This is a genomic window from Streptomyces sp. B6B3 (assembly GCF_039871525.1).
Lineage (GTDB): Bacteria > Actinomycetota > Actinomycetes > Streptomycetales > Streptomycetaceae > Streptomyces.
On record NZ_JBDPLU010000002.1, the window covers coordinates 135,660 to 148,012 of the forward strand.

Annotated in this window: 12 protein-coding genes; 7 read left to right on the forward strand and 5 right to left on the reverse strand. The window is 67.6% G+C overall.

The features are described 5' to 3' along the window. Nucleotides 1-355 precede the first annotated feature (355 nt). Nucleotides 356-3,421, forward strand: coding sequence for a tetratricopeptide repeat protein (locus ABGB06_RS04860; protein WP_347585621.1), 3,066 nt, complete (start codon nt 356-358; stop codon nt 3,419-3,421). Between the two features lie 534 nt (nt 3,422-3,955). Here the strand turns inward: ABGB06_RS04860 and ABGB06_RS04865 are convergent. Next, nucleotides 3,956-4,177 carry a DUF397 domain-containing protein gene (locus ABGB06_RS04865; protein ID WP_347586546.1) on the reverse strand — a complete coding sequence of 74 codons (222 nt, stop codon included), beginning with the start codon at nt 4,175-4,177 and terminating at the stop codon, nt 3,956-3,958. Then, nucleotides 4,177-5,049: a helix-turn-helix transcriptional regulator gene (locus tag ABGB06_RS04870; protein WP_347585623.1), complete on the reverse strand. Its 873-nt coding sequence runs from the start codon at nt 5,047-5,049 to the stop codon at nt 4,177-4,179. Before ABGB06_RS04870 ends, ABGB06_RS04865 begins: the two co-directional genes overlap by 1 nt. Before the next feature lie 248 nt (nt 5,050-5,297). Between ABGB06_RS04870 and ABGB06_RS04875 the strand changes: the two genes are divergently transcribed. Genes ABGB06_RS04875 through ABGB06_RS04885 form a run of 3 tightly spaced genes read left to right on the forward strand, consistent with a single transcriptional unit; the run spans nt 5,298 to nt 6,500 of the window. Then, on the forward strand, nt 5,298-5,717 hold the full coding sequence (locus ABGB06_RS04875; RefSeq protein ID WP_347585625.1) for an ATP-binding protein: 420 nt from the start codon (nt 5,298-5,300) through the stop codon (nt 5,715-5,717). Continuing rightward, nucleotides 5,714-6,064 carry a hypothetical protein gene (locus ABGB06_RS04880; protein WP_347585627.1) on the forward strand — a complete coding sequence of 117 codons (351 nt, stop codon included), beginning with the start codon at nt 5,714-5,716 and terminating at the stop codon, nt 6,062-6,064. Before ABGB06_RS04875 ends, ABGB06_RS04880 begins: the two co-directional genes overlap by 4 nt. Next, the gene (locus tag ABGB06_RS04885) at nt 6,057-6,500 is read left to right on the forward strand and encodes a hypothetical protein (protein ID WP_347585629.1); all 444 of its coding nucleotides are present in this window, start codon (nt 6,057-6,059) and stop codon (nt 6,498-6,500) included. The genes ABGB06_RS04880 and ABGB06_RS04885 overlap by 8 nt, the downstream gene beginning before the upstream one ends. An 86-nt stretch (nt 6,501-6,586) precedes the next feature. Here ABGB06_RS04885 and ABGB06_RS04890 read toward each other — a convergent pair whose 3' ends face one another. The 3 genes from ABGB06_RS04890 to ABGB06_RS04900 form a co-directional block, all read right to left on the reverse strand. Further along, the gene (locus ABGB06_RS04890) at nt 6,587-6,913 is read right to left on the reverse strand and encodes a hypothetical protein (protein ID WP_347585631.1); all 327 of its coding nucleotides are present in this window, start codon (nt 6,911-6,913) and stop codon (nt 6,587-6,589) included. After that, the gene (locus tag ABGB06_RS04895) at nt 6,910-7,065 is read right to left on the reverse strand and encodes a hypothetical protein (RefSeq protein ID WP_347585633.1); all 156 of its coding nucleotides are present in this window, start codon (nt 7,063-7,065) and stop codon (nt 6,910-6,912) included. Before ABGB06_RS04895 ends, ABGB06_RS04890 begins: the two co-directional genes overlap by 4 nt. A gap of 295 nt (nt 7,066-7,360) precedes the next feature. After that, nucleotides 7,361-7,540, reverse strand: coding sequence for a hypothetical protein (locus ABGB06_RS04900; RefSeq protein ID WP_347585635.1), 180 nt, complete (start codon nt 7,538-7,540; stop codon nt 7,361-7,363). A 181-nt stretch (nt 7,541-7,721) separates the two neighbouring features. On the opposite strand from ABGB06_RS04900, the gene ABGB06_RS04905 reads away from it, so the two are divergent. The 3 genes from ABGB06_RS04905 to ABGB06_RS04915 all read left to right on the forward strand — a co-directional run bounded on the left by ABGB06_RS04905 (nt 7,722) and on the right by ABGB06_RS04915 (nt 12,353). After that, nucleotides 7,722-8,678 (forward strand): AraC family transcriptional regulator, encoded by a 957-nt coding sequence (locus ABGB06_RS04905; RefSeq protein ID WP_347585637.1) that lies wholly within the window; start codon nt 7,722-7,724, stop codon nt 8,676-8,678. A 585-nt stretch (nt 8,679-9,263) separates the two neighbouring features. Then, the gene (locus tag ABGB06_RS04910) at nt 9,264-10,262 is read left to right on the forward strand and encodes a hypothetical protein (RefSeq protein ID WP_347585639.1); all 999 of its coding nucleotides are present in this window, start codon (nt 9,264-9,266) and stop codon (nt 10,260-10,262) included. A gap of 282 nt (nt 10,263-10,544) precedes the next feature. Then, nucleotides 10,545-12,353 carry an ABC-F family ATP-binding cassette domain-containing protein gene (locus tag ABGB06_RS04915; RefSeq protein ID WP_347585641.1) on the forward strand — a complete coding sequence of 603 codons (1,809 nt, stop codon included), beginning with the start codon at nt 10,545-10,547 and terminating at the stop codon, nt 12,351-12,353.

The following is a 12,353-nucleotide window of genomic DNA, read 5'->3' on the forward strand; positions in this document are numbered from 1 at the left end:
CCGTCCACGCGCCTGACCCCCGCCCGCCGCCGACGACGTACGCGAGCCTCTCCCCTAGCTCTCGCACCGGCATCACTCCCCCCACTCAGGAAGTTGCCCTCGGTCAGCGCACGTGCAACCGCACGATCGCTCGAAAGCGTAGAAAGAATGCCCCTCTGGGCATGGATGCCCCGGATGCCGCATCACGTCACAGCACCATGTCGAGACAGGACGCTCCACGGGGGGCGCACGGCCCAACAACGGTGCGCCCCCGGTGCTCGCGCCGATGACTAGTCGCGGGCTGTGTCGGGTGTCATCCTCGAAAGGGACCGACATCTGATGGAGAGTCCGATACCGGCGAGGAGGGGCGCTGGGGGTGGAACTCCGCATACTCGGCACGGTCGACCTGTGGGCGAACGGTCAGTCTCACGCTCTGGGTTCACTCAAGGAACGGCACCTCCTTGCCTGCCTGGCCTACGACGTGGGCCGCCAGATCCCGGCGGACACACTCGTCGAACGGATGTGGGACGGTGACACGTCAGGCACAGACGCAGGGAAGCGGCTCCAGCCATACGTCTCACGACTGAGGCGGAAGCTCCGCGAGGTGGGAGGCGCGGGCAGCCCCACCATCGAGGGCGGTTCGGGCACCTACTGGCTCGAAGCGGACGCGCAATCGATCGACGCCCGTCGTTACGCGACACTTGCCGCACAGGCACGATCGCTCGCCGACTCCGGCGATGACGAGCAGGCCCTGCGCTTGGTCGGTGAGGCCGAGCCACTATGGCGCGGCGAGCCCTTGGCCGGCCTCCCCGGCCTGTGGGGGGAGCAGACACGCGTAGCCCTCTCGCACACGCATCTCGATGTCGCTCTGATCCGCGCTGGCATCGCCCTGCGCCGCACCCGCTTCGCCGAAGCGATCGGCTGTCTCTCTCCTCTGGCAGCACAACACCCGACCGACGAGGCACTCGCCGAGCACTTGATGCTCGCCTTGTACGGACGAGGTCGCACGGCACAGGCTCTGGATGTTTACCAGACCGTCCGGCGTCGCCTCAGCGTGGAACTCGCCTCCGAACCCGGAGGCCGTCTCCGTGATGTCCAACTAGGAATTCTCCGAAATAGTGATTTTAGAGCGTTGATCCCCAATCCCGTTCCCCGAGACTCCATCCATCTCTCTTCCGACTCTCCGCCCAACAATCTCCCTCATCGGGTTCCGTTCGTAGGACGAGCAGTCGAGATGGAGAGAATCTATCAGGCCGCGATGCGATCGCGCGAGACAGGGAAAGTGGCCTCTCTCGAATTGATCGCAGGAATGCCAGGTATCGGCAAGTCCGCACTGGCGATACATGCAGCACATGAGCTCGCACCGCTATTTCCAGACGGCCAACTCTACATCCCGCTCGGGGCACACGCTGGAGACCATGCTCCGCTCACACCAGCGGAGGCGCTGGACCGGTTGCTACGAGCTTTGGGTGTTCCGGCAGAAAGGATGCCTCAGGATCTGGATGCGGCCGTCACACTGTGGCGTTCCCTTCTCGCCAATCGTCGCATGCTTATCCTGTTAGACGATGCGGCGAACACAGATCAAGTACTCCCACTGTTACCTGGGAACCCCGAGTGCCTGGTTATCACGACAAGCCGTCGCCGGCTCACAAAGCTTCATGGACATCAGCATGTCCACCTCGACGTACTGTCGGAAGAAGACGCGATCTCCCTGTTCCAGGAGAGGATTGGAGACGCACGGGCATCAGCGAACACAGCGGTCGCTGAGATTGCCAGGCTCTGCGCATACCTCCCATTAGCCATTGAGATCACAGCCAGCCGCCTGAACTCCCATCCCACTTGGAGCATAACCGAGATCGCCCAACGGGTGGTGAATTCAGATAAGCGCCTCAGAGAGATAGATGACAGCACAGGGGCAATTGCACAAAGCTTCAATTTCTCTTATCAGTGGCTCAGCAGTGAGCAGCAGATGGTCTTCCGCCGTCTAGGGCTGCACAGCACAAACGATATCAGCCCTCATGCGGCATCCTGTCTCGCAGGGCTTGATCTCCACACGACGGAACACATACTAGAGGATCTCCTCAACTTCCATATCATCCAGGAGCCTGCTCCACATCGGTATCGGCTTCACGATCTGTTGCGTGAATTCGCAACCAACCTCGCGGTTGCCGAGGAGACCGATGAGGAGCGCAAGGAGGCCGTCGATCGCCTTCTTGACTTTTATCTCATCGCCGCTGACGTCGCAGATCGCATCACCTACCCACACCGCGCACGCATCGAGACCCCGGCCGACTACGCGACGAACACACCGTTGGGCTGGGACGATCGCGCAGATGCCCATCAGTGGCTCGTTTCTGAGCGAATGAATCTGATCGCCGTCGCAGAACAGGCATGGGTTGCTGGCCCTCCCTCCCGTGCCGCCCTGTTCGCCAACGCCTTAGGAGGACTCCTAGACGAGGAGCGTCATGGTGCAGTAGCCGACAGGCTGCACCAGCGATCCGTTTCTCACTGGCGTTCCGTGGGCGACGAGCGCGCCGAGGTGCGCGCGCTGATAGACCTAAGCCTCACCCACGCACACGCGGACCGTTACTCCCAGGCGATGTCGGCGGCAGACAGAGCGCTTGAAATGGCAAGTGCTGCAGGCGACCACGAAGGAAGAGCAGAGGCGCTTCACCAACTGGCCGTACCTTACGGCTATCTTGGCGACTTTCATAAGTCACTTTCTCTGCAACGCTCCGCTTTGGAGCTGAGGCTGAGCATGACAGATCAGCGCCAACAAGCTCGCGCCTACAATAATATGGGCATAACTTTACTCCGCCTAGGAGAGCATGATTCAGCGCTGACGTCTTTTCAGTATGCGCTTTCCAAGTTCCGATCGTGCGGAGACGAACATGTGCAGGCAGCAGTTCTGAACAACATCGGAGATCTGCATCGCGTCACCGGTTCAACAGAGCGAGCCCGTGCATCATATGATCGGGCTTGGAATCTCGCGCGAAAATATGGACACGCCGCAGAACGAGCAACGATTCAGATGAACCGCGCCAAAGTTCACCAGCTCACCGGTCAACTAGACGGCTCACTGGACTTATATCGGCAAGCCCTTTCCGCCTTCCGCAGCATCGGCGAGAGACGCCGGGAGATGCTCTCTTTGGACGGGATCGGCATAACTTTCCGAATGATGGGACACTTTGCTGAATCTGCGGCCCATCACCGCAGAGCGCTGGATATAGCAGAGGAGATCAGAGCCGGAGCCGAGAAGGTGCAGATCCTGCTGAACATGGCACTTCTTGATCAATACTATCAACGGAAAGAAGTAGCGATAGCACATGCCCAGCATGCACTCCAAGTTGCCGAACAAACGAAGTCCCCGAGTGCCATCTCAGAGGCGAAGCAAATCCTTACCAAACTTATGCGCCAACGACAAGAAGGGGCGACGGGGTGATTTCCGGCAGATATTGTGGACAAAGCTCTCGCCACGCACTGCCTAACGGGTACCCTGGGTACGAATTTGCGAGGAAGACGATCTAGGACGTAGAATGGACCTGTTCAAACAGGCCACCATCGGCTCTCTTTGAGCATCCTTCCGTCCAAATCGTTAGAAAGTCCCCATCTACACAGTGAGCACCGCACTCCGAATGCTAGCCGGAGCCATTGCCGTCCCGGCCCTGGTCTATGCAGGCTACTCGTTGGCACCGAGCATTCCGTCGTTCACTAGCCCAACTCCGCGGCTTGAGTTGGGTCAGTCAGTGGAGCATTCGACAGCGCGTTCTGCGCAGTACGTGATCCAGGCCGACTGCATCTACCTCAATGACCAATCCGGGAAAACGCAGCACTCGGCCCAGATGGCCTAACTCTCCTGCATCTACCTCTGCCCGCCAGTCATCTGGCGGGCAGACCGTTCCATCTCGCGGTCCAGATGCTATGTCAGGGACTCTCAGCTGTGCATCTTGCACGGACTTTCATCGACTAGCTTCGATCACAGAGAGTCACTCGCGAGTGCGGTCATGAACGCCTCCCAGGCTTCTCGTGAAGCCCGAGCGTCCCTCGCGCGTCGATCCTTCGAGTCACGGATCGCCACACCCGCTCGGTCAGAGAGCGTGGCAACCTCAACGCAGTTGCCGTTACCGGCCGTGTAGCTGCTCGTGCGCCACGTGGCACCCCTCAGGTCGGCTATCCCCGCTTTGCGCGTTCCGTCCATCACCTGGTCGCTTCCTCGATCTGCTCCACCAGTTCGAGGCTATCTTGCGTGGGAAGAGCAGCCTGAGCCAAGCTCTGGAACAGTCGATTGAGTCGTCTCAACGTGAGCGGATCATCACGGAAGTTCGCCGTGTTGTCCGCAGCCTCCGTGAACGCCGCGTCGGCGTCGGCATCCTGCCCCGTGCCGAGGAGCGTGAAGGCGCCTGTACAGGCGGCCTTCTCCCCGGCGTCAAAGGGAATGACTCGGATCGACACGTGCGACAGGGCCGAGACCTGTCGGAGGTGGCGGAGTTGTGCACGCATGGTCTCGGACCCGCCGACGAGCAGCCTGAGCGCCGCCTCGGTGACCACGGCTTCCAGCGCGAGTGGCGCTTCCTCGTGCAGCCTCTGCTGGCGGCGCATACGCACCTCGACGAGACCCTCGACCTGGTCGGGACCGAGTGCCAGGAAACTCACCGCCGTCACGGCGCGGGCGTAGTCCTCCGTCTGTAGTTGAGCGGGGATCAGCAGCGGCTGGTACTCGTAGCAGCGGACCGCCTCGGCCTCGTAGGCCAGGAACTCGGCGTAGTTGGCGGAGATCACGTCCGCGTACGCGTCCCACCACGGTGGGACGCGCTGTCTGCCTCGGATCATCAGCTGGGCGAGCTCGGCCCGCTTGTCGTCGGGGACCTCGTAGAGGTTCATCAGGGCCTCGAAGTCGCGCTTCGTGCACGCCCGCTTGGCGGTCTCCACCCTGGTGATCTTCGAGTTGTGGCAGCCGAGCTCGGCGCCTACCTCCTCCGCCGTCAGGCCGGCACGATCGCGCAGCCGGCGGAGCTCACCGCCCAGCTTCCTCCGGGCGGTCAGCGGACTCCCGCTGGCGACGATGGCCATCGACACGTCTCCCTGATGTCCGCGCGGCCGGCTCTCAACCGTAGCCAACAGCCAGCCGACAGCCTCACGCTCGCAGCGTAGTACACATGCTCGGCGCATCGAATGGCACATTGCCATTCACAGACTTGACTTCCTTCTCCGGTGCCCTCCATCATTCATTGACGCTGCGTGTTCGCTGACTGACGGCATGTCGTCGTCCGTCAGCCGAACACGGCCAGCGTCTCGTCGGGGCCTCGGAGGTACGTGAGATGGCAATCGCGGTTCGGGAAGAGCTCAACTCGCGTCGGTGGGAAGTGACGTTGCGTGCGGCGGAGGTGCCGGGGTGGCGGCGGCGGGTGGGGGGCGTGGTCGCGGAGTGGGAGGCGGCGCGCGGGGCGGAGGAGGCGGTGCTGCTCGGCGTCACCGAACTGCTCAGCAACGTGCTGGCGCACGCCGGGGATCCGCGCTGCGCGCTGACGCTCCGCCGCGTCGGGACAGCCGTCGTGGTCACCGTCGAGGACCACTCGCACCGGCTGCCGCGCATCCTCTGTCCCGATCCCTCGGACATCGACGGACGCGGGCTGTGGCTGCTGCACCACATGGTCGAGGGCCGGATGGGGTGGTGGGTCGTGCCGACCGGGAAGAAAATCTGGTTCAGCTGCGGGCCGGCGCCGGAGGACGCGCGGTGAGCCCCGCGGTCGGGTACCGCGTCGAGGCCGTGGCGTACGTGCCGGGAGACGGGACCCTGTTCCACCTCGGCGACGGCTTCGACGCGGACCCCCGGCTCGCCCTGCGGTGGCTGCGAGGCCGGGCCTGCGAGATCGCGAATCATCAGGCGGACGACGCCCCGGGCTTCACGACGTCGGTGCACGAGTGGCTGAACCACCAGCCGACCTGGTCCATGTACCTGCGGCTGCTGCTGCGCGGCCTGGTGATCAGCTACGCCGACTCGACCCACGACACCGTCTACGAATTCAGCGTGCGGCCGGTGCTCGCCGGCGGCTTACGAACGGGGGTGACCCGGACGGATGCCTGACCTCGCCCGCGAACACGGTGCCCGCCAGGCCTACGTCTTCGAGTGCATGACCTGCCAGCACGCCTCTCCCCCGTCGGAGACCCCGGACCGCCCTCAGCGATGGGCGGCCGACCACGCCCGGCGGCAGGGGCAGGACGAAGCGGGACACCACTCGTTCACGCGTACCGTGACGGACCTCTGGCGCGTGCCCCAAGCCTCGCTCGCCGGTGCGCGGGACGATACCGGGGGCGGCAGGAGGCACCAGCTCATGGAGGTCGGCGCGCAGAGCATCCGCATCGGCGATCTCCTCGCCGTGGACGGGCTGTTCTTCCAGGTGGTGGACCTGCGTTGGGTCCCTGGCCGCGCCGCCCGCCTCGCGCTCCTGCGGCACGGACGGGAACCCGTAGTCCTCGGGCAGCACACGCGGTACGAGATCAAGCGACCGACGGATGCGTGAGCGGCCGGGACGCCCGGGAGATCGTGCGCCGGGTGTCCCGGTTTCCGGGACGTGCCGCGCACGGTGTTTCGGTGTTGAGCCGGGTCTCAGCGGCCGCGGCGGCGGAGGGCCCGCCACGAGGGGCGTCGGGGAGAACGGGTGGAGTCCCGAGGCGTACGGGGGCCTCTTGCGCCGGACGGGCGCCAGGGGGTGTCCGAGGAGGAGAGCGGGGTCTTGCGTTCGGCCTGGGCCTGGACCTCGTAGTGGGATTCCTCGGCTGTCGGCCGGTACATCGTGTCGTGGGCCCCCGTGATGACCTGGAACGCGTCCCTGGCCATCCCGCGGCGCCGGATGCGGGACGCGAGCCACGTGAGAACGCCCATGACGGCGAGCAGGCTTCCGGTGAGGACCAGAAGGGAGAGGAGCCCGTTCACACCATCACTCCTTCGGCAGCGGCGCGTCCGCACCGGTAGGTACGGCGGATCCGCGCGATGCCCGTCTCCAGGTCCACCGGGGCGGGTGGGTCCTCCGCCCGCCGGACGGCCTGCGCTCCGGGATCGTCCTCCCGCATCAGGTCAACGCCCATGGACGGCAGGCTCCTGCCCCATCCACAGCGGGAGACGGTCGGCCAGGAGCAGGGCCGCCGTTCCGGCTCCGGTGGCGACGAGGCACGCCGCGTGCGTCACTCCCCGAGAACGCGGGCGGGCGCGCCCGGGTTCCATCAGACAGTCGGTGGTGCTCACTTCCCGTCCGAACCGGCTGAGCTGACTTCCGCTCAACCACCCCCACCCGGGGCCGGCTATCCCCTCCGCAGCCGGCCCCGGGCAGGCGCACCACGCCCGTGACGCCGAGCGTCGGCGTGGGGCGCGGTCCTCCGGAGGTCAGGGGACCTTGGGCCACACGTCCTTCGGCCAGTTGTCGTCCGGGGTCACCGTGGCCGTGTGGCGGTCGGTGGCGTCGTCGACGTGGTTGTCCGCGAGCGCCGGGGTTGCCGCTGCGGAGAGCAGGGCGACGGTGAGGACGGGGACCGCCAGGACCATACGTCGGGTGCGTGACCGCATTTGCGCCTCCTCGTGTTCCTTGCGCCGCGCGTGGCTCGCGCGTTTCTCCAGCCTGCGCGACCCGCGAGTTTGGGGCATTGACCATCGGTCGCGGGTACTTGATGTTCCGTTGATGGACGGGAATGGCGGGGCCCCACGGGCCGTTGATCGGGGTGGGGACGGGATGAGGGGGGTTTCGGGGATGGGAAGGTCGGTCGAGGTCGGTGGACGCCGGGACGTCGGCCCGGGAGAGGGGCGCGGCGCTCCCGCGTCCGAGCATCGGGTGGTCTCGCTGGGGCCGGTCCAGGTGGCGGCGATTCAGCTCACGAACCAGCGCGAGCTGTGCACCCAGGGGCTGGAGACCCCCCGGGGGACGTACCAGTTCGTGCTGCCGACGCGCGGGTCGATGCACACGAGGTGGAACGGGCGGCAGAGCACCGTCGGGCAGGGCGATCTGGGGATCCACGACCAGACCAGGCTGGAGAGCTTCGCGTTCGGAGCGCCCGCGGAGGGGGGTCCGGTCCGGGTCGCCGCGGTCGTCGTGCCCAAGCGGCGGCTCGCGTTACCCGAGGGCTGGACGGACCGGGTGCTGGGGCAGCAACTGCCGGGCGAGGAGGGGGTCGGCGCGCTGCTCTCCGGTTTCGTTGAGCGGCTGGCCGACGAGATGGCGGCGGGCACGGGCGGGTACCGGCCCGCCGACGGGCCACGGCTCGGTGCGGCGCTGCTCGAACTGGTGCAGGCGGCGATCGCCCACCTGCTCGACGACGACGCGACGCTGGTCCACGCGTCCCACCACCGGAGTCTACTCCTGCGCGTCCAGGGCTTCATGGGGCTGCACCTGCACGATCCAGAGCTGACTCCGCGCACCGCCGCGGCGGCGCACCACATATCGGTGAGCCACCTGCACCAGCTGTTCCGTGACTACGGCGGCGGCGTCACGGCCGCCGCGTGGATCCGCCGTCAGCGCCTGGAACATGCGCGCCGGGACCTGGCCGACCCGTTGCTCCGGGCGACGCCCGTGCACAGGATCGCCACCCGGTGGGGCTTCAGCCACGCGGCGGTCTTCAGCCGCGTCTTCCGCTCCGCGTACGGGGTGTCCCCCGCGGACTACCGGGACGCCGCGGTGTTGGGACCGTCCGTGGAGCTGCGCCGTTCATGATCCTGCTGTCCGGGTCGCGATGGTGGCCAAACCTCTCGATGGAGCGGTCCCGTCGCGACAGCGCACCTGGGTTGTGCACCCGTCGTGCGCCCAGGTGCGCAGGTGAACCGCGTGACTCCACTTCCATGTGTCACCTGTGATATTCGAGCGAATATCTTAGGTGAGGGTACCGGTGGCGGCGCTGATGGCACGAACGAACGACGCCAGTCCCCGCAGATGTCCCCGCCCTTGGGCGGCACCGCCGAATGGGTTCACCGATTTCGCCGGAAGAGGGAGCCGAAGACGCGCCTCGCTGCCGTTTCTTCTTTGAAGGAGAGCCGGATGCCCCAGAGTCGCGAGCGCATGGAAGAGTCGGACGACAAGTTCTTTGACGCACTCACCGGTATTCTGGCCGAATCGTACGGCAGCCATATGCACTTCGGCTACTGGGACGACATGTCAGGAGCCGGCTGTTCGGCACCACCCGCGCCCGCATCAGTATCGGGATTTCCTATCTGCGGGCACGCAGGGACCACCGCAGGCAGGCCCCCGAATCAGCGACACTGTTCGCTTGATCGGGCATCCACCAGCCCCTAGAGTAGGGCGGTGAAGATATCGAGTTCCCTTGCCAATCTGCCGAAGGCCGATCTGCACGTCCATCAGGAAGCGACTCGTTATCTGGATCTGGTCCTGGCCGAACGCGAGGGCCGGGAGCCCTACGACTGGTCGGCCTGGCGTCGGCGGCTGGCGGCCGAGCTTCCGCCCGGCAAGGAGCGCCTGCAGCGGATCGGGTCGGTGCAGCCGGTTCCGCTCGAACACGACGATGACGACGATCTGTTCGTCGCGCGGTTCGCGGCGCTGATGCGCGACCACGCTGCCGCCGGCGCGTGGTACGTCGAGATTCGCTGTGGTGGCGAGGTCGTCACCCGCGACGGCTTCATGTCGATGTTTCGGCGGGCCGAGCAGCAGGTGCGTGCCGACTATCCGCGCCTGCGCGCCGAGGCGCTGGCGATCGTCGTCCACGCGGGGCGGGATCCCGAACGCACGGACGCGTTCGCCGACGGCTGCGTCCGCGCGGCCGGCGAAGGGCTGGCGGGGATCGACTTCCTCTACGCGCCGTACGACACCGAGGCGGACTGGACCCCCATGTACCGGCTGGCGGAGCGATTCGCCGAAGCCGGTCTGGGGATAACGGCGCATGCGGGCGAGGTGTCGACGGCCAATATCGCCGCCGCCGCGCGAATGCCGGGTCTGACCAGGATCGGGCACGGCATACATGCCGCGGCGGACCCGGAGTTGCTGCACCTGCTGGTTGACAGGGGCGTGACGCTGGAATGCGCGTTGACGTGCAACACCTATTTCGGCGTCCTGCCGGAGATCGAGGAGCATCCGCTGCCGCGCCTGGTCGAGGCGGGCGTCGCGGTCACCCTGGCCACGGACAATCCCGTCCAGCTCAGCACGACGATCGAGCAGGAGTACGCCGTGGCGGCCGGACTCGGCATGAGCGTCGAGCAGCTCGCGGGCTTCACCCGGAACGCGATCCGGGCGGCGTTCACCTCCGACGAACGCAGGGCCGCGATGCTCGGCGAGCTGGCCGGCGGCTGACCGCGTCGCGGCTCCCGGGTGGCGGCGGCCCGGGGCGCGGTGGCCCCGGGTGGCGAGGGCGCCGCGGCGGTCGCGGCCGGCCGGTTCCTCGGTAAGCGATTGCCGCGGGGCGGTGGGGGTCCGTACGATGCCGGGCATGGGAACTCTGTGAGGGCCGGGTGGTGGGTGGCCGCGTGGAGCGTTGCTCCGTGGTCGTCCCCGTAGGGGCTCGTCGCGCCGGTCCGGCGCGCGGGCGGCATCGATCCGTCTCGATCGGCCTGGCCGGGAACAGGGGGCACCCTCATGCACACCTCACAATTGGCCCTACACGACATCACCAAGCGCTTTGACGAGCACGTCGTGCTCGACCGGGTCTCGTTGACCGTCAAACCGGGCGAGAAGGTCGGGGTCATCGGCGACAACGGCTCCGGGAAGTCGACGCTGCTACGGATCATGGCCGGCCGGGAGCCCGCGGACAACGGCGAGCTGGTCGTGTCCGCGCCCGGCGGCGTCGGGTACCTGCCGCAGACGCTGGCGCTGCCGCCCGAGGCCGGCGTCGCGGACGCCGTGGACCTGGCGCTGGCGGACCTGCGCGAGCTGGAGGCGGAGCTGCGCCACGTCGAGGCGCGGATGGCGGCGGAGGCTCCGGGCCCGGAGCTCGACCGCGCGCTGCGGGCGTACGCCGGGGTGCTGGAGCGGTACGAGGCACGCGGCGGGTACGAGGCGGACGCGCGCGTGGACATCGCGCTGCACGGTCTCGGCCTGCCGCGGCTGGACCGGGACCGGCGCCTGGGCACGCTGTCCGGCGGCGAACGGTCGCGGCTGGCGTTGGCCGCCACGCTGGCGGCGCGTCCCGAACTGCTGCTGCTCGACGAGCCGACGAACGACCTGGACGACCAGGCCCTGGAGTGGTTGGAGGAGTACCTGCGCGGCCACCGCGGCACCGTGGTGGCGGTCACCCACGACCGGGTGTTCCTGGACCGGCTCACCACCACCGTGCTGGAGGTCGGCCACGGCCGGGTGGCGCGGTACGGGGACGGCTACGAGGGCTATCTCGTCGCGAAGGCGGCCGAACGCCGGCGGCGGCTGCGGGAGTACGAGGCGTGGCGCGAGGAGGTGGAGCGGAACCGGCGGCTGGTCGACGCGAACGCGGCCCGGCTGGACGGCATCCCGCGCAAGCTGCCGATGGCGGCCTTCGGGCACGGCGGGTTTCGCGCCCGGGGGCGCGGGCACGGCGCGATGGTGCGGATCCGCAACGCGAAGGAGCGCATCGCGCGGCTGACGGAGGATCCGGTGGCCCCGCCCCCCGAGCCACTCACCTTCACCGCCCGGATCACCACGGCCGAGCCGGAGGCGAAACCGGACGCCGAGCCGGACGTACGGGCGGAGTCGGAGGCGGAGGCCGCCGAGGCTCCGGAGGCGAGGAGCGTCGAGGCGCCGGCCGGCGAGCCGCGGCCGGTGGGCCGGGCGGCCGGTGCGGCGAGCCCTGTGGACGACGCCACGGAACCCTCGGCCGGCGAGGTCCTCGCCGAGCTGCGCGACGTGCGCGTCGGGGAGCGGCTGTCGGTGGAGTCGCTGCGCCTCGTGCCGGGGGAACGGCTGCTGGTCACCGGGCCGAACGGCGCGGGCAAGAGCACGCTGATGCGGGTGCTGGCCGGGGAGTTGGCGCCCGACGCCGGCGCGGTGCGGGTGCGCGGGCGGGTCGGGCATCTGCGGCAGGAGGAGACGCCGTGGCCGCCGCGGCTGACCGTCGTCCAGGCGTTCGCGCGGGGCCGGGTCGGTGACCGGGACGAGCACGCCGCGCGGCTGCTGTCCCTGGGCCTGTTCAGCCCGTCCGACCTGCGGCTGCGGGTGGGCGAGCTGTCGTACGGGCAGCGCCGCCGGATCGAGCTGGCCCGGCTGGTGAGCGAGCCGGTGGACCTGCTGCTGCTCGACGAGCCGACCAACCACCTCTCCCCCGCCCTCGTCGAGGAGCTGGAGGAGGCGCTGGTGGGGTACGCCGGCGCGCTGGTGGTCGTCACGCACGACCGGCGCATGCGGTCCCGTTTCACCGGCTCCCATCTGGTGTTGCGCGACGGGCGCGTGGCGGAACGGAGGGCCGACGTAGACTGA